This is a genomic window from Janthinobacterium sp. 17J80-10 (genome assembly GCF_004114795.1).
Taxonomy (GTDB): Bacteria; Pseudomonadota; Gammaproteobacteria; order Burkholderiales; family Burkholderiaceae_D; genus Paucimonas.
The window spans coordinates 2,688,267-2,713,756 of sequence record NZ_CP035311.1 but is presented as its reverse complement, the minus strand read 5'-3'; the positions used below and the strand labels follow the sequence as shown (position 1 = coordinate 2,713,756).

14 protein-coding genes are annotated in these 25,490 nt (G+C 56.7%); 13 read left to right on the top strand and 1 reads right to left on the bottom strand.

Annotated features, from left to right (window positions below; genetic code table 11):
* Positions 1 to 39 precede the first annotated feature (39 nt).
* The 8 genes from EKL02_RS12135 (at position 40) to EKL02_RS18680 (ending at position 19,697) form a co-directional block, all read left to right on the top strand.
* Positions 40 to 984, top strand: a complete 945-nt coding sequence (locus tag EKL02_RS12135; protein ID WP_241687703.1) for a peptidoglycan DD-metalloendopeptidase family protein — start codon at positions 40 to 42, stop codon at positions 982 to 984.
* Complete coding sequence (gene rpoS / locus EKL02_RS12130; RefSeq protein ID WP_128902293.1) at positions 985 to 2,010, top strand: RNA polymerase sigma factor RpoS; 1,026 nt, start codon at positions 985 to 987, stop codon at positions 2,008 to 2,010.
* On the top strand, positions 2,007 to 2,783 hold the full coding sequence (locus EKL02_RS12125) for a 3'-5' exonuclease (protein WP_128902292.1): 777 nt from the start codon (positions 2,007 to 2,009) through the stop codon (positions 2,781 to 2,783). Before rpoS ends, EKL02_RS12125 begins: the two co-directional genes overlap by 4 nt.
* Positions 2,784 to 2,927: 144 nt before the next feature.
* Positions 2,928 to 4,283 (top strand): 23S rRNA (uracil(1939)-C(5))-methyltransferase RlmD, encoded by a 1,356-nt coding sequence (gene rlmD, locus EKL02_RS12120; protein ID WP_128902291.1) that lies wholly within the window; start codon positions 2,928 to 2,930, stop codon positions 4,281 to 4,283.
* Positions 4,284 to 4,541: 258 nt separating this feature from the next.
* On the top strand, positions 4,542 to 6,791 hold the full coding sequence (locus tag EKL02_RS12115; RefSeq protein ID WP_128902290.1) for a peptidase domain-containing ABC transporter: 2,250 nt from the start codon (positions 4,542 to 4,544) through the stop codon (positions 6,789 to 6,791).
* Entirely contained in the window at positions 6,788 to 8,236 is a 1,449-nt protein-coding gene (locus EKL02_RS12110; RefSeq protein WP_128902289.1) for an HlyD family type I secretion periplasmic adaptor subunit, read from the top strand. The genes EKL02_RS12115 and EKL02_RS12110 overlap by 4 nt, the downstream gene beginning before the upstream one ends.
* A gap of 344 nt (positions 8,237 to 8,580) precedes the next feature.
* The gene (locus EKL02_RS12105; protein WP_128902288.1) at positions 8,581 to 9,498 is read left to right on the top strand and encodes a hypothetical protein; all 918 of its coding nucleotides are present in this window, start codon (positions 8,581 to 8,583) and stop codon (positions 9,496 to 9,498) included.
* 14 nt (positions 9,499 to 9,512) lie between these two features.
* Positions 9,513 to 19,697: a calcium-binding protein gene (locus EKL02_RS18680; RefSeq protein ID WP_128902287.1), complete on the top strand. Its 10,185-nt coding sequence runs from the start codon at positions 9,513 to 9,515 to the stop codon at positions 19,695 to 19,697.
* A 106-nt stretch (positions 19,698 to 19,803) separates the two neighbouring features.
* On the opposite strand, the gene EKL02_RS12095 is transcribed toward EKL02_RS18680, so the two are convergent.
* Positions 19,804 to 20,493: a Bax inhibitor-1/YccA family protein gene (locus EKL02_RS12095; RefSeq protein WP_128902286.1), complete on the bottom strand. Its 690-nt coding sequence runs from the start codon at positions 20,491 to 20,493 to the stop codon at positions 19,804 to 19,806.
* Between the two features lie 213 nt (positions 20,494 to 20,706).
* Here EKL02_RS12095 and ndk point away from each other — a divergent pair, with 213 nt between their 5' ends.
* The 5 genes from ndk (at position 20,707) to ispG (ending at position 25,457) form a co-directional block, all read left to right on the top strand.
* A complete protein-coding gene (ndk, locus tag EKL02_RS12090) occupies positions 20,707 to 21,132 on the top strand; it encodes a nucleoside-diphosphate kinase (RefSeq protein WP_128902285.1) in 426 nt (141 codons plus the stop codon).
* Between the two features lie 64 nt (positions 21,133 to 21,196).
* Entirely contained in the window at positions 21,197 to 22,366 is a 1,170-nt protein-coding gene (gene rlmN / locus EKL02_RS12085) for a 23S rRNA (adenine(2503)-C(2))-methyltransferase RlmN (RefSeq protein ID WP_128902284.1), read from the top strand.
* The gene (gene pilW, locus EKL02_RS12080; RefSeq protein WP_128902283.1) at positions 22,363 to 23,157 is read left to right on the top strand and encodes a type IV pilus biogenesis/stability protein PilW; all 795 of its coding nucleotides are present in this window, start codon (positions 22,363 to 22,365) and stop codon (positions 23,155 to 23,157) included. The genes rlmN and pilW overlap by 4 nt, the downstream gene beginning before the upstream one ends.
* Entirely contained in the window at positions 23,150 to 24,166 is a 1,017-nt protein-coding gene (locus EKL02_RS12075; RefSeq protein ID WP_128902282.1) for a RodZ domain-containing protein, read from the top strand. The genes pilW and EKL02_RS12075 overlap by 8 nt, the downstream gene beginning before the upstream one ends.
* Before the next feature lie 19 nt (positions 24,167 to 24,185).
* Positions 24,186 to 25,457, top strand: coding sequence for a flavodoxin-dependent (E)-4-hydroxy-3-methylbut-2-enyl-diphosphate synthase (gene ispG / locus EKL02_RS12070; protein WP_128902281.1), 1,272 nt, complete (start codon positions 24,186 to 24,188; stop codon positions 25,455 to 25,457).
* The last annotated feature ends 33 nt before the right edge of the window (positions 25,458 to 25,490 follow it).

Below are 25,490 nucleotides of genomic sequence, written 5' to 3'. Positions count from 1 at the left end.
ATGCTTTTGCAAACAATGAAATTCAAGAGAAACGAAAAAATGCGTCTGGTTTTACCGATCACCATGCTTGCCTTGCTGGCCGCGTGCGGCACGCCGCGGCCGCCGGCTCCCATTGTCGACAGGACGCCACGTCCAGAAAGCCGGGTCATTCCGAACAGCGGTGTCAGGCAGATGGACAGCCATGGCAATTACGCCGTGAAAAAGGGCGATACGCTGTACCAGATATCCCAGGATTTCGGGCAAAACGTACGCGACCTGGTGAGCTGGAACAATCTGGCCAGCGCCAACGATATCCAGGTCGGCCAGTTGCTGCGCGTGGCGCCACCCATTGCGGCGGTTGCCCCGGCCGCTGGCGCTCCAAGCGCCGGCGTTGCCGCCGTGCCGGCCATTGAAGTCAGGCCGCTGAATGCGCCGCCCGCAGCAAGTTCGGCCGCAGTGCCCCACAAGGCCGCGCCGCGCGGTGACAAGCAGCCGTATTCCGAGGCCGTCCTGGCGGAACTGCAAAAGCCCGAGAGCATTGCTCCCGCCAATGCGCCGGTGCAGGCGGTCGCCAAACCGCAGGAAAAGCCCGCGGATAAGCCGGTTGAAAAGCCGGCCGTTGCGGTCAATGAGGAAGACGCGGGCATTTCGTGGATCTGGCCGGCTGACGGCAAGATTGTCGGCACTTTCGATGGCGGCAAAAAAGGCATCGATATCGGCGGCAAGCCAGGGCAGCCGGTGGTGGCTGCTGCTGGCGGCAAGGTGATGTATGCTGGCAGCGGCATCCGCGGCTATGGCAATCTTGTCATCGTTAAACATACCAATAACCTGCTTTCGGCGTATGCGCACAACAAAACCATCCTGGTCAAGGAGGGTCAAACTGTCGGCAAGGGCGACAGGATTGCGGAAATGGGCAATACTGATGCCGATGCGGTCAAGCTTCACTTTGAGATTCGTCAGCAAGGAAAACCGGTCGATCCTGCAAAATTTCTCCCTAGCCGATAAATGACAAAAACTCCTCGCCCCCCGCTGGATGATGAAATGCTTGCAGACGATGCATCCGAAATGCCCATTGAGCTTTCGGAGCGGCAGGCAGGGGAGGGGCTCGAGGAAGGAATCGCCGGGGAGCTGGCATCCGTACGCACGGCCGAAGTCGACACCGTCGATGAACTCAAGACCGTGCTGGCTGCCGAACTTTCTACCGATACTACCCAACACTACCTGAACCAGATCGGCGCGCGGCCGCTGCTTACCGTGGTTGAAGAAGTGCATTTCGCGACCCTGGCCAAGCAGGGTAATTTCGAAGCGCGCCAGAAGATGATCGAGCATAACTTGCGCCTCGTGGTCTCGATCGCCAAGCATTACATCAACCGTGGCGTGGTCCTGCTGGACTTGATCGAGGAAGGCAATCTCGGCCTCATGCGCGCCATCGACAAGTTCGAGCCGGAGCGCGGCTTTCGCTTTTCCACGTATGCCACCTGGTGGATTCGCCAGAGCATCGAGCGCGCCATCATGAACCAGGCGCGCACGGTGCGCCTGCCGGTGCACATGGTGCGCGAGCTGAACCAGATCCTGCGTGCCAAATACCACCTTGAAGCGCAGAACCGCGACGGCAAGGACGCCACCGCCGAAGATATAGCCCACCTGGTCGACCGCCCGGTGGAAGACGTGCAAGACATCCTCGCATTGTCCGAGCATGCCACTTCGCTGGATGCGCCGCTCGACAACGATCCCCAGGCCAGCCTGATGGATCTGCTGCCGGGCGATGCGGCCGACGGCCCCGACTCGCGTGCCGAACTGGGGGAAATGGTGGCCAAGGTGCGCGACTGGCTGGGCAAGCTGCCGGACAAGCAGCGCATCGTCATCCTGCGCCGTTTTGGCCTGGATAACGATGATCCCGCCACCCTGGAAGAACTGGCCGACGAAATGGGCGTGACTCGCGAACGGGTGCGCCAGATCCAGCAGGAAGCCCTGATCAAGCTGAAACGGGCGCTGACCTCCAACGGGGTTGGCAAGGACGCCCTGCTGTGATCCCGATTCTGGTATTCGACATCGAGACCATTCCCGATGTTGATGGCTTGCGCCGGCTGCATGGCCACCCGGCCAGCATGGCCGATGCGGAAGTGGCCGAGCTGGCCTTTGCGGCCCGCCGTGAAAAGACTAATTCGGACTTCCTGCCGCATCATCTGCACCGGGTCGCGGCGATTTCCTGCGTGTTCCGCGACGATGAAGGTTTTCGCGTGCGTTCGCTCGGCGGGCTCGACGATGGCGAGGCCAAGCTGGTGGGGGATTTCTTCCGCGTGATCGACCGCTACACCCCGCAGATGGTGTCCTGGAACGGCGGTGGCTTCGACTTGCCGGTCTTGCATTACCGTGCCCTGCTGAATGGCGTGACGGCGTCGCGCTATTGGGAAACCGGCAACGAGGACCGCGACTTCAAGTGGAACAATTACCTGAGCCGCTATCACACGCGCCATCTCGACCTGATGGACATGCTGGCCATGTTCACCGGCCGCGCCAATGCGCCGCTGGACGATCTTGCCAAGCTGTGTGGCTTCCCCGGCAAGCTGGGAGTCGATGGCTCACAGGTCTGGAACCTGTGCCGGGAAGGGCGCCTGAAGGAAATTCGCGATTATTGCGAAACCGATGTGGTCAATACCTACCTGGTGTATTGCCGCTTCCAGCTGATGCGCGGCGAACTGAGCCATGACGGCTATCTTGCCGAGATCGAGCTGGTGCGTTCTTCCCTGGCCAAGCTCGACAGTCCCCACTGGCGCGAATACCTCGACGCCTGGCCGGCGTAGTCGCCAATTCTGCCGTCCCCTACAGCGCGTCTGCGCCGTCATTGATGCCGGCGAAGACGGATTGCTTTATCATGGCGGGCCATCCGGCGCCTGTTCATGGTTTCATGTGGGCGCCCCTTAATCCAGTTTGCCGGTTCTGATCCTATGCAGTCCAATATCATCGATATCGAATCCCTCGACATGGAAGGCCGCGGTGTCGGCCATCTCGTCAACGAAGACGGCAGTCCAGGGAAAGTCATTTTTGTCGAAGGCGCCCTGCCGGGCGAGCGCGTCGTCTACCAGACCTTCCGCAAGAAGCCCAAGTGGGAAGCGGCCACCATGGTCGAACTGCTGCGCGAATCGTCGCTGCGGGTCAAGCCGAAGTGCCCATATTTCGGCGTGTGCGGCGGCTGTTCGATGCAGCATCTCGAGCCCACGGCGCAGGTGGCCGCCAAGCAGCGCGTGCTGGAAGATAACCTGAAATACCTGGGCAGGGTCGAGCCGGCACTGATCTTGCGGCCGATTTATGGTCCTGACTGGGGCTATCGCTATCGCGCCCGCATTTCGGTAAAAAACGTTGTCAAGAAGGGCGGGGTGCTGGTCGGTTTCCATGAAAAGCGTTCCAGTTTCATTGCCGACATGAAAACCTGCGACATCCTGCCGCCGAATGTCTCGGCCCTGCTCGTGCCGCTGCGCGGCTTGGTGGCGTCGCTGTCGATTCCTGAAGGAATCCCGCAGCTGGAACTGGCGGTTGGCGCCGGCGAGCATGAAAACGTCACGGTCCTGGTGATGCGCAACATGGCGCCGCTCACCGCGGACGACGAGGCAAAGCTGCGCGCCTTTGCCGACCTGCATGGCATCCACTGGTGGCTGCAACCCAAGGGACCGGATACGGCCTATCCTTTTTACCCGGTTGATGCGGCGCTGGAATATACCTTGCCGGAATTCGGCATCCGCATGCCGTTCAAGCCGACCGACTTCACCCAGGTCAACCATCACATCAACCGGGTCCTGGTGGGACGTGCCTTGCGCCTGCTGGATGTGCAGCCGCAAGACCGGGTAGCGGATTTGTTTTGCGGCATCGGTAACTTTACCCTGCCGCTGGCGACCCAGGCGCGTGAAGTCATGGGCATCGAGGGCAGCACGGCGCTGACCGAGCGTGCCCTGAAAAATGCCGAGTTCAACGGGGTGGCAGCACATACGAGCTTCCAGTGTCGCAACCTGTTCGAGGTGAGTGCTGGCGATATCGCTGCGCTGGGTAAATTCGACCGCATGCTGGTCGATCCGCCACGCGAGGGAGCGCACGCGCTGTCGCTGGCACTGGCCGAGCTGGCACAAACGCAGCCGGACCTGCTGCCGAGGCGGATCGTCTATGTTTCGTGCAATCCGGCAACGTTGGCGCGCGACGCCGGCATTCTGGTAAATGAGGCTGGCTATGTGCTGCAAAAGGCAGGCGTGGTCAATATGTTCCCGCATACGGCGCATGTGGAATCGATTGCGGTGTTTGATTTGCCGGGATAATTCGAGAGGTATATGCCCGCAGGTTGAACCTTTGTTAATTTCTTGGGAAGACAATGTAAAACATCTAACTATGTATGCAAAAATTAATCTGCATATTTAACATTTAAATAATTTTACTTAAATAGTTCAAAAAATCTGCTGAAAAAATAGGTTCTCCCATAAATATGGTATTGTCATAAATTCAATCTCCCGGTAGTCTTCTGTTGCTAAAAAAATAACTTAAAAATTGCAACGGCAACATGACTTTCTGGGAGCTGCATGCGGTACCAATCCATAAGCCAGGATTCTTTTTTCTGGGTTCTGCAAGGCATTTGCGCATTGCATCGCAAGCCTTTCTCTGCCGATCTGGCGCAGCAGCAGCTGGCCGCTCCCTATACTAACGTTACCCTGTTGCGCGCTGCGACCGCTTATGGTTTCGATGCCACGCTGCGCAAGATAAAAACAGCCAAGCTGCACAAGGAATCCTTCCCGCTCGTTGCTTGGCTCGCGATTAAGCCACAAGCTGTTTCCCAAGCCGATCATGGTTTGATAGCGGATGCCAAAGAGGTGAAACCATCCGAAGCGCCAGCCGTCGACACCGTTCCCGCCCTGATTCTGCAAGCCGATGCCGCCAATGTACTGCTGATTGAAGCCGACGACACCACGCCGCGCACCATGCCTTTGGCCGAATTCGGCGTGCGCTACCAAGGCTACCTCACCCGTATTACCCCCAAGGCCGACTCGGCCACCGACCTCGACAGCGAAGCGCAAGCACGGCAGTCGCGCAAGTTTGGCTTTACCTGGTTTATCCCCGAGCTGCTGAAGCATAAAAAGCTGTGGCAAGAAGTGTTATTGGCATCGCTTGTGATCCAGTTGATCGCCTTGGCCACGCCCTTGTTCACCCAGGCCATCATCGACAAGGTGGTGGTGCACCGCACCGAAAGCACCCTGATCGTGATCGCCATCGGCATGGCCGTATTCACTCTCTTTTCCGCAGGGCTCTCCTGGTTGCGCCAATACTTGGTGCTGCATACCGGTAATCGCGTCGATGCCGTGCTCGGATCTTCTGTATTCGAGCGCTTGTTCAAGCTGCCGCCACTGTATTTTCAGCACCGCCCGACCGGCGTAATCGCTGCGAGGCTCCATGGCGTGGAAACCATCCGCGAATTCATCGCCAGCGCCGCCGTCACCCTGATCCTCGATTTTCCCTTCCTGCTGATTTTTGTCGCCATCATGTTTTATTACAGCGTGACGCTGACATTGATCGTGCTGGCCGTGCTTTCCGTGATCGTCGCAATGAGCCTGATGACTGCGCCATTATTCCAGGCCAAGCTGCAGGACCAGTTTTTACTTGGAGCGCGCAACCAAGCCTTTTTGACTGAGTACGTGGCGGGGCTGGAAACCGTCAAGTCGCTGCAGTTCGAGCCGCAATTGAATAGCAAATACAGCGGTTACCTGGCCAGTTATTTGTCCGCAGGTTTTGCCACCAAGCAGCTCGCCAATACCTACAACACCGCCGCCAATGCGCTCGAACAATGCATGAGCCTGTTGATCCTGGCGGTTGGCGCCTGGACTGTCATGCACTCGACGGAATTCACCATCGGAATGCTGGTCGCCTTCCAAATGTTTTCCGGGCGGCTGTCGCAACCGATGCTGCGGTTGGTGGGCTTGTGGCAGCAATTCCAGCAGGCCAGGCTATCGGTGGACCGGCTGGGCGACTTGATGAATGCGCCGATGGAACCGTACTCCGTCATTCCCGCACGCGACAGCGCGCGCAAAGGCCAAATCCAGATCGACACTATAGCCTTTCGCTATGCCGAACACTTGCCAATGGTCTACGAGAACCTGTCGCTAGCCATCCAGCCGGGCCAGAGCATCGGCATCATGGGCCCAAGTGGGTGCGGCAAGAGCACGCTCGCAAAACTCTTGCAGGGTTTTTATCAGCCCAGCGCAGGGCGCATCACGCTCGACGGCATCGATATCCGCTACCTGTCAGCTAATGAATTGCGCAGCCATTTCGGCGTGGTGCCGCAAGAAACCATGCTGTTTTCCGGCACCATCTACGACAACCTGCAGATGGCCAGCCCCAACGCCAGCTTCGAGCAAATCATCGCTGCCTGCCAAATGGCGGAAATCCACAGCGTCATCGAATCCCTGCCGCAAGGCTACCAGACCGAGATCGGCGAACGTGGCGCAGGGCTATCCGGCGGCCAGAAGCAACGGATCGCCATTGCCCGGGCACTCTTGAAACGTCCCAGCATCCTGGTATTCGATGAAGCCACCAGCGCGCTGGATGGCCCGACCGCTGAACATTTCGCCCAAACCATCAATGCCTTGAAGGGCAAGGTCACGATGCTCTTTATCACCCATGGCTTGCCCAAGGGGTTACAGGTCGATGCGATCTATCGTTTGGGTGCCCAAGGTGCCCAGAGGGTGGCCTTGGCGCCTGTACCCGGACAAACCGCGATGCAGTCCAGCCAACGGCATGGCAACGATGCGCGCCACGCGGCGCAAAAGGATGAGTCATGACCCAGCAAGCACCCGACATGGATAAGAGACATGCCAGCGCGCCGGCACAGCCAGCCCAGGCACAAGCCAGCGCCCAGGTCATCCCGCTGCGCCCGCCCAGCCGCTGGCACGATCCGCTCAAACTGATCCAGGGTGCGCCGCCCAGCGAGTTCGGCCGCATCGTCCTATGGTCTATTGCGGTTCTGGTCGGCATTATGATGGTGTGGGCTGCCTTCGGCCAGCTCGACATCATCGCCACGGCCGAAGGCAAGCTGGTACCGCAAACCCTGGTCAAGATCGTACAGCCGGCTGAATCCGGCGTGGTCAAGGCATTGCTGGTCAAAGAAGGCGATACGGTCAAGGCTGGGCAAGTGCTGGCCAGGCTCGACACGACGCTCGCTACCGCCGACAAGACGGGCGTTGCCAGCGACCTGGCGACCCAGCAATTGCAAGTTAGGCGAATCGAAGCCGAGCTGCAAGACCAGCCGATGTCCCCGAAGGCAGGAGACGATGTACAGCGCTTTGCCCAAGTACATAGCCAATACATCGCCCACCGCAAGGCCTTCGTTGATGCGCTCGACCAGGAAAAGTCGATCCTGACCAAGGTCGAGCATGAGAAGAGAAGCGCGGTTGAAATCCTGGCCAAGCTGGAACAGACGCTGCCGACCTATAAAAAGTCGGCCGAAGCTTATGTCAAGCTGGAAAGGGAAGGTTTCTTCAGCGGCTTGGCTGCGGCGGAAAAGCAGCGCGAAGCGATTGAAAAAGCAAAAGACCTGGATGCGCAAAAAGCGATGGTCGCCTCGCTGGACGCCACCATCGCCGCCCAGCATAAGAAGATCAGCCAGCTGAAAAGCGCTTACCAGAGCGAACTGCAAAAGGAATTGGCGGACATAAGAGCGAAGATCGCGCAATTGCAACCGAACCTGGACAAGACGCTTTACAAGGAAGGCTTGATGGAATTGAAGGCGCCGCAGGACGGCGTCATCAAGGACTTGGCGACGACCACGGTGGGCGCGGTGGTGCAGCCCGGCACGGTGGTGCTGACGCTGGTGCCGCAGGGGGAAGAGCTGTACGCCGATGTGAACGTGAAGAACGAGGATGTGGGCTTTGTGCAAATTGGCCAGAGTGCGCAAGTCAAGCTGGCGGCATATCCATTCCAGAAGTATGGCATGTTGATCGGCAAAGTCATCCATATCAGCGCGGACGCCACTGAAAGTAATCATGCTGCAAACGGGCGGACGGATGGGCGCGATCAAAGCGGCGATGCGCCAACGGCAGGCATCGCTGTGTACAAGGCTCGGATCAAGCTCGACAGTCAAACGCTTAATGGTCCGCGCGGCAGTGCATTGGCTATTACTCCCGGCATGCAAATCGTTGCGGAAATCAACCAGGGGAAGAGGACGGTGCTGGAGTATCTGTTGTCGCCGGTGCAAAAGACGGTGATGGAAGCCGGGCGAGAGCGCTGAGTCGATTGAGGGGCGCGAGCGTCAAAGGACCAATTGGCGTTGAGCTAGAGCGAACCGCTGGACAGCGAGAAGTGCAAGGGGGGATCGGTGCAGTTGCGGAAGAAGCGACGCGCCAGGGCAAGACAAAGATGAGAGGGAATGACGATCCACGCCGATGGTGAGAAATACAGATTGATTTCGGATTTTGAATGAAGAAAATATGGAAATGAATGCGATGTTGGGTCTTTTAATTGACCCCATTAATTCTTTAATTGCAGCCTGCAAAAGAGAGATATGAAAATACATTACGACTTGGCTCCAAATTATTCCGTCGCGAGCGCTCTGTTTTTGCGGAACGAGATCGCATGCTGACCGGTACCCCATTAGATCTCACACCGTTCGGCGCGGTGTTGCAAGGCATTGGCATTCTTTACTGGCTGCTCGTCATTGCGGCACTAGCACTGGTGCTCATCAAAGTCAAAGGACGGTTGCCAAAAGTGCTATCAGTTATTGCCGTGCTCGCGATCATGATCGGCCCGGTCGCATTGCATGTATTGAAAAAGCATGAGCAGCAACAGCAGACAAAGGCGCGGCTGAATGCCGCGATGGCGCATTTTCAGATGCGGTGCAAGAAATCAGGTGAGAAAATCGAACACACTGTTGAAAACGTAGACGGTGTAATGTGGATGAAGTGGCGAGAAAAAAATTTTAATCAGAGCGACCAATTTACGCTTAATGACCCTTATGGGCAGGACTGCGGCGGCGAGGATTGCATCTTGAAACTACTTCGTGCTACAGATGGACTTGATCTTGATCCAAAGCGGCAGGAACCGTATCACAAAGGATTCAGTTTTATTGAAAGCGTCGATCCGCAGGACGGTCAACTCTATCGATATACGTTGCGACTCTATCGCCCGCATGATCGGGACGCAGAGTGGCTGGAAACACTGATTCGACCAGAACTTCTCAAAGAGTCTATTGAAAAGACGAGTGTTCGCTATGGCATCACTTGGGATGATATTTCTACCCGAGAAGACCGTGAACAATGGATTGCTGGCGGCTCGCTTAAAGTGATCGATTTACAGGCTAATAAAGTCATTGCTGAACGCACTGGCTACATGATTGATCGGGGGCAAGGAAGTAAGTCCGGCTTTCGTTCTCCTTGGCCTTACGCGCAGCAGACTGCGTGTCCGAGTTTTCCAGAAGTAGGTCCTTTTGATCCTCGACGGCGTAAGACGGGCCTTGAGACCCTTAATTTTGTTCAGAAAATTCTTAAACCTTAATAAGAAAAGCAACTATGGCTACTATTAACCAGGTTACGACCTATCTAAAATATGCCAACCTTCAAATGGCTGCCGAAGCCATTTATTCTGTTGGATTTAGTGGGAGTATTTCAGCTGCTATTCTGACCGATGGTAACAATCGTTCCAGTAAATTCACCGATGTTCTTGCAGAGCAATTCGTTAAAGACTGGAGGGTCGTTGCGCATAAAGCCAACACTAGTACCGGCTTTAGTGGCACAGTATTTGAATGTCTCGTGGACGACCCGGCACGCGGTCTGGTAAAAGGCGAACAGGTCATCAGTTTCCGATCCACAGAATTTGCCGACGACGCCGTGCGCGACAACCAGGCAACCAATGTCCTGGAAATCAAAGCATATGGTTGGGCTTTCGGCCAGATCGCCGACATGAAAAATTGGGTCGATAGTCTCTATACCAACAACACGATTAAATCCGGCAGTGCACTCAATGTTACTGGTTACAGCCTTGGCGGTAGTTTGGCCACAGCATTTAACTTGCTGTATCCAGGTGCCATGCAAGGCACCTACACGTTCAACGGTGCTGGTGTTGGTAGCATCAACAGCGGAAATCTGACTCAGGCCATCGCAACTTTTGAACAGCAACGCAACAACACCGACGGTACGGCAATTACCTTTGTTACGCAAGCGGCAGCTAACAGGTATGCGGCACTGAAAGCGCGAACTGACTCTATCACCACTGCTGACATTATCAATGCACAGACTGACATGGGTATGAGTCCAGCGGAAAGAGAATTGTTTTCAAATGCACTTATGCGCGCCAAAATGGTGGCAGACGAGATAGTGCGAGTCGCGGGCATCCCAAACACTGGAACAGGCGGAGACCCGCTTGAAGTTCCCATCGCCAATATCGAGGCTGCGCAATTCGAATACCAATATGCTGTGGTCTTGGCAGGACAAAATACAAGTAGTTATCGCACATCGATCCCGACGAGTGGATGGGATTCCTATGCCGGCCGCAATCCCGCACCAGGCGGAACTATTTCCAATTTCTACGACATCTATGGTGCTAATACGCCGTCCGCAGTTGCGAATTCACAGTATCACTATGGGCAAGCCACACCAATCTTTATTGAAGACCAGCCTCTGTACCGTGGATCGGTCGTGCTCGATGCAGTGGCAGCAAGTTTAAGTAATGCTGAAGCTAAACTTTTGGTCGACAATTTTAGCGATAACGATTTTGGCGACACGCACAGTTTGGTATTGTTGGTCGATTCTCTCAGCGTGCAGAATCTGCTCGTTCAACTTGACCTCACGATTACGCAAGGAATTATTGAGTCTATTTTTAAGAGCGCATCGAATTTAAAATCCCAGGAAAGCATTATTGGCGGACAAGGCAAAGCTGAAGGCGATGTCCTTGAGAACGTGGTCAATGCACTTGCGGATACATTAGGCCTTAATTGGCATGGAGCAGACCGCCTAAAAGGGAACCCGGAGGGCGGAACTTGGGCATCAATAGAAGATCGCAACATTTTTTATACTAAGCTTAAGCAAGTGCAAGACAAGATAAACGATCTTTCATTGCAAGACAAAGTTAAAATTGTCGCTCCTCCAATCGATGGTCTCAAAGCAAAAGCTGACTTCGGTGCATTTCTGAGTATTAATTACTTGACGCCATTCGCGTTACAGGCAGCGGATAATGCCTTGCTCAAGGCTGGGCAGCCCGATCTTTACCAAAAATGGGATGATGATAAGGCCCTCAGTGAATTGGACCGAGCCAAAGGCAAAGTCCATTTCACGGATGAATATTTGACCGATCGCGCCGCGATGTTGAGCTGGATCGTCAAACGAAATCATGTAAACATCACCAGCAATACGATGGATGGGCCGAACAATTATCTGTTCCGCGACATGGCCAGCAACACAGAAATCACGGTGAGTTCATCGTTAATGAATGCATCTGATAAACGATATGTTTTATTCGGCGACAAAGAAAACAATACCCTCAATGGCGATAGTAAAAATGATCGCTTGTACGGCGGTGACGGTAACGATACTCTGAATGGAAAAGACGGCAATGACCATTTGGAGGGCAATGGAGGCAATGACACCATTGACGGCGGCATTGGTGACGATAAACTATTAGGCGGGATAGGAAACGATAGCCTTATCGGTGGGGCTGATATCGATACCCTTCAGGGTGGCGACGGCGAGGACACCCTGGAAGGCGGCACAGGCTCCGACTGGCTCTACGGTGGCGATCAAAAAGATATTTACATCATCCGCGCGGACGACGGCAACGACACCATTGTCGACAGCGACGGACTCGGCTCAATCCAGGTTGAAATCGATGGTGCGCTTGTAACATTAGGCGACGTCAAGAAAGATCCCGGCATCGAAGGTCGCTGGTACAGCGAAGACGAGAAAGTCAGCTATTCGTTCCAGCCAAATGCAGATGGCCGCGGTACCCTGACCATCAAATGGGGTACGCAAACACTCGTCGTGCGGGACTTTAAGGCGGACGGGCAATTCGGTTTGGCGCCGACCGATAAGCCGGCGCAGCCATCTGTCGCTCCTTCAAACATCAGTATTCTCGTTGATAACGATCCCACTGACGACCCGGTTGGGGTGACAGCTAATTTCAATGCCGCAGCGATATTGTCAACCTGGACCATCATCGGCACTACCAACCGCGATCACGTCATAGGCGGCAAGCTCGACGATGTGATCACTGGCATGGGCGGTCATGACGATCTCAATGGCAACAGTGGCAATGACAAAGTGTATGCAAATGATGTCATCGACATCGCCGCAGCAATAAGCGCAAGTGAAGATACGGTAACAACTAGCGAGGGGCCGCGGATGGAAGGGCACAGCGGCGACGACCTTCTGATCGGCTCAGGGTCCGGCTACCTGTACGGAGGCGGCGGAGAAGATACCATCATCGGCGGTGGCGGCATGGACATTATCCAGGGCGACACCTTCGACGGTGGCGCCAAGGAGCCAAGCGACGTTTCGCTATCGGTGCACTTCGAATATGAAGATGACACTCCCAATCACAAATATTCCTATTTCATCGAGCGCATCGGTGCCGGCGGTATCAAGACCCTGTACGCGCGTTTCGGCAGCCTGGACGTCGACGGCAAGGCCGATGTCATCATCGCGGGCGGCGGCGGCGACATTGTCAATGGCGAAAAGGGCAATGACTTCATCTCGCTCGGTAAGGGAAACGATTTCGGTATCGGTGCCCATGACGCTGATACGGTTTATGGCGGTGAGGGTAACGACCTGATTTTCGGCGACTTCAACTGGGACAGCAGCACGCCCGATGGTAACGAATCGCCAGGGCTGCTGATGGATTATGCCGGTCTGGAAGGCGAATATCACGGCAACGATGTGCTCGACGGCGGCAAGGGCGAAGACACCCTCCAGGGCAACGGAGGCGACGATTACATCAGCGGCGGCGAAGACAAGGACATGATCTGGGGTGACGATGGCGTCACGCCCGGCGCCTATCACGGCAAGGATTACGTCGACGGCGGCGGCGGTGACGACAATCTGGTTGGCGGTGGCAAGGACGACGAACTGTATGGCGGCAAGGACAATGACCTCATCTGGGGCGATGGCAGCACGACGGCATTGGAGCCGGAACACAATGGCAAGGATTATCTGGACGGTGGCGAAGGCAACGATACGCTCTACGGTGGCGGTAGCGATGACAAACTGTTTGGCGGCAAGGGCATTGACTATTTGCGCGGTGACGGCAGGACTGACCTGGTGAGCGGCGCCCAGCACGGCAACGATTATCTGGATGGCGGAGAAGGAAACGATTACCTGCTTGGCGACGGCGGCCGCGACACCTTGATCGGCGGAGAAGGCGTCGACGTACTCGACGGCGATAAAGAAGAACTGGCGGCACAGTTTCACGGCAACGATGATTTGGACGGCGGCAAGGGCGACGACATCCTTCTCGGCCGTGGCGGCGATGACACCTTGCGTGGCGGCGAAGACAACGATGAACTCCAGGGCGGCGACGGCGCCGATCAGCTCGATGGTGGCGCCGGCAACGATAAGTTGTTCGGGGAAGATGGCAACGACATATTGAATGGCGGCGAGGGCGATGACCAGTTGGCGGGCGAAGGTGGCAACGACTATCTGGCAGGCGGCGAAGGGGCCGACCAGATGCTGGGCGATGACGGCAATGATACGCTGGATGGCGGCGGGGGTTATGACGTTATTTTTGCCGATGCCGGCAATGATGTGCTCTCGGGTGACGACGGCGATGATTACCTCGACGGCGGCGATGGCAACGATCAATTGAACGGCGGTGCCGGAACCGATACTTTGATTGGTGGAGCCGGTGACGATACGCTGGATGGCGGCGGTGGCGCCAATTACCTGGACGGCGGCGCCGGCAATAACACGTATGTCCTGAACGATCAGGGCGCTTCCGTGCCCGGAATGTCGCTTACCACTCTGGCCAATAGCGGCGGGACCAATATCATCCGCTTTGCCGACGGCACAACATCGGCTGGCTTGGCGTTCCAGACTGTAGCGGGCAGCAGCGCAGATTTCACATTGCAGTATGGTGGCGGCAGCGTGTATATCACCAACGGACTGAAGAATTCGACACTATCTGGTTTGCAGTTTGGCGATGGCCAAGTCATGACCCGTACCGACATCATGGCGCTGGCGCCGTCGCTGGACATTGCCGGCAGCATGGACAATGATGACATCATGGGCAGCGCGCAGGCGGACAGTCTGAGTGGCGGGCTGGGTAATGACATTTTGCAGGGCGGCGCTGGTGCCGATACTTTGGCTGGCGGCGCGGGCGACGACACTTACGTTTTCAATCTCGGCGACGGGCCAGACCAGATTGACAGCAGCGCTGAAGACAACGCTGCGGCGATTGATACGATCGTGCTGGGTGCCGGTATCGCGACAACCGATATCGTGCTCAACCGTACCGGCAACGACCTGCTGGTGAAAGTGAGCGCGTCCGACAGCATCACTGTAAAAAATTATTTCGCAACCGGTAACGATCAGAAAATCGACCAGATCAAGTTTGCCGACAGTGCCATCTGGAACCAGGCAGCGATCGAATCGCGCGTGGTCACCGTGATTGCCAGCGCAACGGCAGGTGCGGATAGTATTTACGGTACTACCGGCAACGAGCTCATCCATGGCCTGGATGGCAACGACGTATTGAATGGCAACAGCGGCGACGACCAGCTGTTCGGTGACAACGGTGCGGATACCTTGTTGGGAGGCGTTGGCAACGATACGCTGGACGGTGGCGGCGATGGCGACGACAGCCTGTACGGTGGCCTGGGAAGTGACACCTATCTATTTAACAAGGGAGATAGGTTGGTCAGGATTTCCGAAACTGCCAGCAATGCCGGCGACGTCGATACGCTTGCCTTGGGAGATGGCTTCTTGCCAGCCAACGTCCGTTTGATACGCACCGGTTCTACAGCCGAGAGCGTCGATCTTGTGATGGACATGGGTAATGGCGCGGATTTCATCACCGTGGCGAATTTTTTTGCGCGTCAGGACGACTATTACAAGGTCGAGCAAGTCAAGTTTTCTGATGGCACGGTATGGACAGCGCAGTGGATCAAGGCGCAGATCGATGCGACCTACACAACCGGAACGCAAGGCAACGATTACCTGCGCGGCTATAACTGGGACGATAGCCTCGAAGGGACTGGCGGCAACGATACATTACTTGGGTATGCAGGCAACGATAGTCTGGGAGGCGGCGTCGGCAACGATAGTCTTGACGGCGGCATCGGCGACGACACGCTGGATGGCGGCATCGGCACCGATTCCTTGCTCGGTAAGGCCGGCAACGATACTTACTTGTTTGGGCGCGGCTATGGCAGCGATACCATCTGGGAAGCCGATGTTGCCGGCGGTAGCATCGATACGCTCAGGCTGGACGCAAGTGTCGTCCCTGGCGATGTCGCGCTCTACCAGTATGGTGACGGCATGGTGTTGAAGTTGGCCGGCAGCACGGACGAGTTGCGCATTTCTTCCTTCTTCATCGATACGTCCAACGGCAAGCCCTTTGATAACAAGATTGAACGAATGGTTTTCAATGACGGCACAGTGTGGGATTTGAACGCCATACTGTCCCGGGTCGTCTACCACGGCGCGGCAAATGCCCAGGCAGGCGGCACGGGCAACGATACCTTTGTCCTGGATAATCCGAATGACACCGTCGTCGAAGCCGCAAACCAGGGCGTTGACACGGTGCAAACCCCGTTCAGTCATTCGCTGGGCGCCAATGTCGAGAACCTGACCTTGACCGGTGTGTTTAATATCACCACTGGGTTTGGCAATGCGCTGAATAATCTCATGCAAGGTAACAGCGGCAACAATTACTTGTACGGTCAGGATGGCAACGATACGTTGGATGGTGGCGCGGGTGAAGACTGGATCGATGGGGAAAATGGTGCCGACCTGCTTCGCGGCGGCGCTGGCAACGATACGTTGTCCGGAGGCTCTGGCGAAGACCTGCTTTACGGCGACGGCGGCGACGATCTTCTGAATGGCGGTAATGGTAACGACACGATACAGGGCGGCGTTGGCAACGATACCCTGATTGGCGGAGGCGATTATAACTATCTTGCCGGTGGCGTTGGCGACGATACTTTTCAAGTTCTGGGCGGTGCGTGGAACAGCAATGTCAGCGAACTGGCGGAAGAAGGCATCGACACACTGATATGCGATGATGGCGGAGTGCTGTCCGACAATATCGAAAACATGATTATCAATCCTAATCGTGCGAATTATTCATTGTCGGAACAACTGCTGGGCAATGCACTTGACAATCGCCTTGTGAGTGGCGACTACGGTGCGACTCTGAGGGGAGATGGCGGCAATGATACCCTGATCGGCGGTTTCGGTAAGGACAAGCTGTTCGGCGATGACGGCAACGATATGCTGGACGGAAAATGGGGCAATGACACGTTGGATGGCGGGACGGGCAACGACATCTATTTGCTTAAACGTAGTTACGATGCCATTGTTATTGCGGATTATGATTCAAGTACAGGCAATTTCGATACCATCCGGTTTGACGCATTGATGCAAGTTTCTGATGTCAAGGTGACGCGCGACTATAGCAACCTTTATCTGGGTTTTGCCGGCACGACAGGGCGCATTACTTTGCAGTCCTGGTTCAACGGCGATGCATACAAGATAGAACGTATTGAATTTTCCGATAGCACTGTCTGGACGATGGATGACATCATTTCCAGGATTGTCATCGCGCCGGCAACAAGCGGTGTCGACGCAATATATGGGGCGGACAGCGGCGAAGTAATACAAGGCTTGGGCGGAAATGATTCTCTGTATGGCATGGGTGGCAACGACTCCTTGCGTGGCGATGAAGGCGATGACATCCTTGAAGCCGGCAATGGCAATGACAAGCTTGATGGCGGCGATGGGAACGATACCCTCTCCGGTGGAATCGGCGACGATATCTATTTATTCAGGCGCGGTGATGGTGCGGATACTATCGTGGAAAACGCTAATGCTGCAGGTAATGTCGATACCATCCAATACGATGCAAGTGTCGCTGTCGACGACATTCAGGTTACCCGTGGTTTCACTGATCTTTATCTGACTCTAGCCGGAACAAACGACCGCATCACGCTGCAATCGTGGTTTAACAGCGATGAGAACAAGATCGAACGTGTCGAATTTGTGGATGGCACCGTTTGGAGTGGCGCAGATATGAACGCCAGGATTATCGTCCCTGTTGGGACAATTGGCGATGACGTACTAATAGGGACGGACTCCGGTAACGCGATGCAAGGTGCAGAGGGGAGGGATTTGCTTTATGGCATGGAAGGCAATGATACGCTGGATGGCGGTGCTGGTGATGACAACCTTGAAGGCGGTGCAGGCAATGATACGCTGAACGGCGGCGATGGAGATGACAACCTTGGAGGTAGTGTCGGCAACGATATGCTAATCGGAGGTCGCGGCAACGATACGTATGACTATTATCCTGGTAACGGCCAGCACCTAATCGATAATGCGGCAGATGACAATGCCGCCGCCATCGATACGCTTTATCTGGGCGGTGATATCGTCCCTTCCAGTGTGGCGGCCAGTCGCGTCGGCGACGATCTGTTGTTGTCCATTGGCGCAGGCGATAGCGTGACGGTCCTCAATTACTTTGCAACGGATGCCGACCGCAAGATTGATCAAATCTTGTTTTCTAACGGCACGCTCTGGAATCAGACAGTCATCGAGTCCCGTGCCAATCCGCAGCCCACCAGCGGCGCTGACAGCCTGACCGGGGCTTCCGGCAATGACACTATCAATGGACTGGGAGGCAATGACACGATTTCCGGCGGTGCTGGCAACGATCAATTGTCGGGCGACGCTGGCAACGACGCTTTATACGGCGAGGCGGGGGACGACACGCTCAATGGCGGTGCTGGCAACGATCAATTGCGCGGCGGCACAGGCAATGATCTTTACATCGTCGACAGCGCCAGCGATGCGGTGACAGAGAATGCGAGCGAAGGCGTGGACACGGTACAGTCAAACGTGACTTATACGCTCAGTGCCAATGTAGAAGACTTGACATTGACCGGGGCTGCAGCGGTCAGTGGCACGGGCAATGGATTGAATAATGTCCTGACCGGCAACAGTGCGGTCAACACAATGACCGGCGCAGCCGGCAACGACACGCTGGACGGCAAAGCCGGCGCCGACAAGCTGATCGGCGGCGCCGGCAATGATCTTTATATCGTCGACAATACCGGCGATGTCCTCACCGAAAACAGTGGCGAAGGCACCGACACCGTTCATTCCAGCGTTACCTACACGCTCGGCACCAACCTGGAGAATCTATCGCTGACCGGCACGGCGTCGATCAACGCGACCGGCAACACCCTGGCCAATGTCTTGATCGGCAACGCTGCCAACAATACCTTGAACGGCGGCGCCGGTGCGGACACCCTGGCAGGGGGGGGCGGCAACGATACCTATACAGTCGATAATGCCGGTGACGCGGTCAACGAGAATGGCAACGAAGGCACCGATCTGGTCCAGGCCGGCGTGACTTATACGTTGGCTGCCAATCTCGAAAACCTGACCCTGACTGGAACAAGTGCGATCAATGGTACCGGCAATGGATTGGACAATGTCTTGACCGGCAATAGTGGCGCTAATACTCTGACTGGCAGCGCGGGCAACGATACGCTGGACGGCAGCACCGGCGCCGACAAGTTGATCGGCGGCACCGGCAACGACACCTACCTTCGCGACAATACCGGCGACGTTATTACCGAGAATGCCAGCGAAGGTATCGATCATGTCAAATCCAGCCTCGCCTATACATTGGAAGCGAATCTGGAGGCAATCACTTTGACTGGTACCAGCGCTATTAACGGCACCGGCAATACATTGAATAATCTGTTGATTGGCAATGGCGGCGCCAATGTCTTGAACGGGCAGGGTGGCAATGACATGTTGCAAGGCGCAGGTGGTAATGACACCTTGACCGATACATCGGGCAACAACTTGTTTGACGGTGGCAACGGTACTGACAGTATTACGGGTGGTGCTGGCCGCGAGTTTATCATTGGCGGAACCGGCAACGATACCATCACCACCAGCACTGGGGTCGACGTGGTCGCCTTTAATCGAGGGGATGGGCAGGATATCGTCAATGCCAGTACCGGGAATGACAATACTGTGTCGCTGGGTAATGGAATCAAGTATGCCGACCTGTCGGTCAAGAAGAGTGGCAATAACCTGATCCTGGTGACCGGAGCCAGCGAGCAGATTACCTTCAAGGACTGGTACCTCAGTACCAACAACCGTAGCGTAGCTAACCTGCAGGTCGTTATTGAAGGAACGACCGACTACAATGCCGGATCAGCCAGCCAGATCAGCAACAATAAAATTGAGCAATTCAACTTTGATGGGTTGGTGGCGAAATTCGACCAGGCAAGGGCCGCCAATTCTTCGTTGACCAGTTGGGCATTGTCGTCTGCATTGCTGGAGTTTCATCTTGGCGGCAGCGATACAGCGGCCATTGGTGGGGACTTGGCTTACCAGTATGCGAAGAGCGGCAACCTGGCCGCATTGTCGATGACACCGGCCGAGGCTCTGTTGGCAAGTGCTGCGTTTGGTACGTCCGCGCAAAGCCTGCAAAGCACGGTGGCATTGCAAGACATGTCGCCAAGACTCATGTGATCCCATCATTTGGTATTTGTCAACACTTCCAACCTCAGTAGTCAGTCGAAAATGGATGTAAAAAAAACGGCCAGTGGCCGTTTTTTTATTGTGCTGTCGATAGGTATTAATCGTCGCCGCCGAAAATCCCCAGAATCGACAACAGGTTGGCGAAGATATTGTAGATATCCAGGTAGATGCTCAAGGTGGCGGTAATGTAGTTGGTTTCGCCGCCATTGATGATTTGCTGCACGTCATACAGGATATAGGCCGAAAAAATGCCGATCAGGATGACCGACAGGGCAAGTTGCAATGCCGGTAATTGCAGGAAAATATTGGCGACCATGGCCACCAGCGCCACCAGAACGCCAACGAACAGCCACTTGCCCATGCCGGAGAAATCGCGCTTGGACACAGTGGCAATAGTTGCCATCGTCGCGAAGATCGCTGCCGTGCCGCCGAACGCCGTCATGATCAGCGAAGCACCGTTAGAATAGCCCAGGGTATGGCTGATCAGGCGAGAGAGCATCAGGCCCATGAAGAAGGTGAAGCCCAGCAATACGGCTACGCCGGTGGCAGAATGCTTGGTTTTCTCAATGGCGTACATGAATCCGAAGGCGATCGCCAGGAAGACAATGAAGCCCAGGAACGGGCTGCCGGCCATGAAGGAAAACTTGAGTTGCACGCCCAACCAGGCACCCAGCACGGTAGGTACCATCGATAGCGCAAGCAGCAGGTAGGTATTGCGCAATACCTTGTTGCGCGCAACGGCCGACTGGCCGGTAGTGCTGTAGGTATGTTGCAGGGGTTGGTTCATATCTTGCCTCCGGTAACGGTATCAGTTTTGCAATCCTTAGAATAGCATGACTGGAAGTGCTGTGTGGTACTGGGAAAGCAGGAAAAACCGAGGATTTGATTCTGGTTTACTATGGTATGTCAGGCATGGGCAGGGGGTTTCGTGCTAAAATTAAAGGTTAGTTGAATTTTGACGATTAACCTTAACCCTTTCTTTTTATTGGAGTTTTTACAGATGGCAATCGAACGCACCCTGTCGATCATCAAGCCCGACGCAGTCGCCAAAAACGTAATCGGCCAGATCTACAGCCGTTTTGAAAACGCTGGCCTGAAGGTCGTTGCTGCACGCATGGCGCAACTGTCGCGCGCTGAAGCCGAAGGCTTCTATGCCGTGCACCGCGAACGTCCTTTCTTCAAGGACCTGGTTGACTTCATGGTTTCCGGCCCGGTCATGATCCAGGTGCTGGAAGGCGAAGGCGCCATTGCCAAGAACCGCGACCTGATGGGTGCTACCGATCCGAAGAAAGCAGAAAAAGGCACGATCCGCGCCGATTTCGCCGATTCGATCGACGCCAATGCCGTGCACGGTTCCGACGCTGCAGAAACTGCCGCCGTCGAAATCGCCTACTACTTCCCGGCTCTGAACGTCTACTCGCGTTAATCCCGGTTCCGCGCGCAGCTGCCCTGGCGCAGGGCGCGCGAACTTCACATAAGCAAATGTACCAATGACGACTCTCACCAACCTGCTGGACTTCGATCCCGCGCAACTCGTCGCCTACTGTGGCGAGTTGGGTGAGAAGCCGTTTCGCGCCAAGCAATTGCAACGCTGGATACACCAGTACGGCATCGCTGATTTCACTGCCATGACGGATCTGGCCAAGTCGCTGCGCGACAAGCTGGCCACGCGCGCCTTTGTCGCTGCACCGTCCGTGATCAGCGACCATACCTCGACCGATGGCACCCGCAAGTGGCTGCTGGATGTGGGGCAGGGCAATGCGGTGGAAACGGTCTTTATTCCGGAAGAAAACCGCGGCACGCTGTGCATCTCGACACAGGCCGGCTGCGCGGTCAATTGCCGCTTCTGCTCGACCGGCAAGCAGGGATTCAGCCGCAACCTGACGGTGGGCGAGATTATCGGCCAGTTGTGGATGGCTGAATTTGAATTGCGCAAGACCAAGGGCATCGAGGCAGGCCCCAAGGGCGAGCGCCAGATTACCAATGTGGTCATGATGGGGATGGGTGAGCCGCTGCTCAATTTCGAGCCGACCGTGACCGCCCTGAAGCTGATGCTTGACGATAACGCCTATGGCTTGTCGCGCCGGCGCGTGACGCTGTCGACCAGTGGCGTGGTGCCAATGATCGACAAGCTGGCGCAGGAATGCCCGGTCGCCCTGGCAGTGTCGCTACATGCGTCCAACGATGCGTTGCGCGACGGCCTGGTGCCATTGAACAAAAAATATCCGCTGGTCGAATTGATGGCAGCCTGCAAGCGTTACCTCGAGTATGCGCCGCGCGACTTCATCACTTTCGAATATTGCATGCTGGATGGCGTCAATGATACTGACGAAAATGCCCGCGAGCTCATCGCGCTGGTCAGGAGCAAGGGGCGCGAAGTGCCCTGCAAGTTCAACCTGATTCCGTTCAACCCCTTTCCGGAGTCGGGCCTGCTGCGCTCGAATAATGCCCGCATCAAGGCATTTGCCCAGGTCCTGATGGACGCCGGAATCGTAACTACCATACGCAAGACGCGCGGCGACGATATCGACGCAGCCTGCGGCCAGTTGGCCGGTGAGGTGCAGGACCGTACCAAGGTGCAGGAACGCATGCAGAAAATGGCGGAATACCAAAAAAAATTCGGCAAGGATTTCGGCCGCATCGTGGAGATATCGACATGAAGAAATCGGGAGGCGTAGTCATCGCCTTGGCGGCGGCATTCTTGCTGGCGGGTTGCGCGGGCACGGGTGGTGGTGTCAGCGATGAGCGCGAATTGCCGACCAGCTCGGACCAGACTGATGGACAGAGGCGCGCACGCATCCGGCTGCAGCTGGCGGTCGGCTATTACCAGCAGCATCAGTTGCCGGTGGCGCTGGACGAACTCAAGCTGGCCCTTCAGGCGGACCCGGGTTTCGCTGAGGCGTACAGCATGCGCGGCCTGGTCTACATGGATATGGGCGAAATGCGCCTGGCCGAGGATAACTTCCAGCAAGCGCTGCGCCTGGCGCCACAAAGCCCTGAATTCAATAATAATTACGGCTGGCTTCTTTGCCAAAGCGGCCGGCCGGAGCAGTCGATCGCTTACTTCGAAACTGCCCTCAAGAGCCGCAACTACCAGTCTCCTGCCAAGGCGCTGAACAATGCGGGCGTGTGCAGCCAGCGCATGAAAGACACTGTGGCGGCCGAGCGTTATTTGAACGAGGCTTTCAAACTGGAACCGGGTAACGTGTCGACCAGTTTGAACCTGGCAAAGTTGAATTATGATCGTCGCGATTATGAGAAGGCACGTTTTTATATTTCGCGCGTTACTCGCTCCGATTCACTGAGTGCTGATGCCTTGTGGCAGGCGATCAAGATTGAACGCAAACTGGGCGACCGCACGGCAGAACTGAGCCTGGTGACCCAGCTGGGCCGCCGTTTCCCCAGTTCGACCGAGTTTGCTGCCTACCAGCGCGGAGCGTTTGATGAGTGAGGCCGGTATGGAAGGCGGCATGCAGCCGCCAGAAAATCCGCAGCAGGAAACCGCCATGGCCGGGCCGGGCGCGCATCTTGCTGCACAGCGGCAGGCTGTCGGCTGGACGATTGAGCAAGTGGCCAATCAGTTGAACCTCGCACCGCGCCAGGTGCAGGCGATGGAAGAGGATAATTACGCCGCATTGCCGGGCATGGTGATTGCGCGCGGCTTTGTGCGCTCCTATGCCAAATTGCTCAAGCTCGATTCGGCGCCGCTGCTGGCAATGATTTCGGAGCCGGCGACGCCGAGCCCGGAAACGCTCGAATTGCGGCGCACCCTGTCGGCAACATTTACAGAGTCGAACTTGCCGATGGCCAAGCGTTCGGGCAGCAGCGCGAAGTGGCTGGCGGTGCTGCTGGTGTTGTCGCTGCTGGCTGCTGGCGGCTGGCTGGCCTGGCGCGAAGGATTGATTGAAAACTGGTTGCCCGGTCGTTCGGCTGTGCCGGAACAGCAGGCAGCGCCGCAGGATCCCGCCGCACAGGCGCAGGAGTCTGCCGGTGGCGTGCCGCTGGGGCAGCCGACCGAGGGCGCCCCGGCAGCAACGACGGAGCCGGCAAATCCAGCGACTCCAGCGATGCCGGCGACGCCGGCGCAGGCCCCTGCTGCAGGGGCGAATGCCGCGCCGAAAACTGTGCCGCCGCCGGCTGCTCCGGCAGCGCCCGCACCGGGTCAATCAGCTGCGCCGTCGGCCCAGAAAACGGTCGTCGCCGGGGTGTCGGCACTCAAGCCTGGCGACAAGCTGGTGCTGAAGTTGCGCGAGGCTTCCTGGGTCGAGCTCAAGCGTGAGAACGGCGAGCTGCTTGCAGCCCGCCTGGTGCCGGCCGGCTCGACCGAGTCTTTCGATATTGACGCGGGCGCAAATCTGGTAGTGGGCAATGCTGCGGGCGTCGATGCGACTTTCCGCGGCAAGGCCATCGACCTGAACGCCGGCGCCAAAAATAACGTTGCGCGGGTCAAACTGAATTAGTGGTGAAACAGCGGTGAACATGGAAAGCAATAACCGTCCTATCGGCTCCGGCCCCCTTCCACGACGCCAGACCCGGCGTGTGGCGATCCGTCATGGCGCGCGCGAAGTCGGCGTGGGCGGCGGCTCGCCCATCCTGGTGCAGTCGATGACCAACACCGACACGGTCGACGCCATTGCGACGGCCATCCAGGTCAAGGAGCTGGCGCGCGCCGGTTCGGAAGTGGTGCGCATCACCGTCAATAATCCGCAAGCCGCGGCGGCCGTTCCGGCGATCCGCGAGCAGCTCGACAAGATGGGCATCGACGTGCCGCTGGTGGGCGATTTCCATTACAACGGCCATACGCTGCTGAACGATTATCCCGATTGCGCGCGCGCCTTGTCGAAGTACCGCATCAATCCCGGCAATGTCGGGCAGGGCGCCAAGCGCGACACCCAGTTCGCGCAAATGATCGAGGCGGCCTGCAAGTATGACAAGCCGGTGCGCATCGGTGTCAACTGGGGCAGCCTGGACCAGAACCTGCTGGCGCGGATCATGGACGAGAATGCGCAACGCGCCCAGCCCTGGAATGCCCAGGCAGTGATGTACGAAGCCCTGGTGACTTCTGCCATCGAAAACGCCCAGCGTGCCGAAGAGCTGGGCCTGGCGGGCGACCGCATCATCCTGTCCTGCAAGGTCTCCGGCGTGCAGGACCTGATCGCGGTCTATCGCGAGCTGGCACAGCGCTGCGACTATCCGCTGCACCTTGGCCTGACTGAGGCAGGCATGGGCAGCAAGGGCATCGTCGCCTCGACTGCGGCGCTGTCGGTGCTGCTGCAGGAAGGCATCGGCGACACCATCCGCATTTCGCTCACGCCCGAGCCGGGTGGCGACCGCACACGGGAAGTGATCGTGGCGCAGGAAATATTGCAGACCATGGGCTTGCGCAAGTTCGCGCCCATGGTGATTGCCTGCCCTGGTTGCGGGCGCACGACTTCGACCGTATTCCAGGAACTGGCTGACCGCATCCAGAGCTACTTGCGCGAACAGATGCCTGTGTGGAAAAAACAGTATCCTGGCGTCGAAAGCATGAATGTCGCAGTGATGGGCTGCATCGTCAACGGCCCCGGCGAATCCAAGCACGCCAATATCGGCATCAGCCTGCCCGGCACGGGAGAGTCGCCTGCCGCGCCGGTGTTTGTCGATGGCCAGAAAAAAACCACCCTGCGCGGCGAGCGCATCGCCGAGGAATTCCAGGCGATCGTGCTGGAATACGTGCAAAGCCGTTATGGCGCAAAAGAGACCGCGCTGTAAGCGGCGCTTTGGCCTCCACATTTACCCAATCCG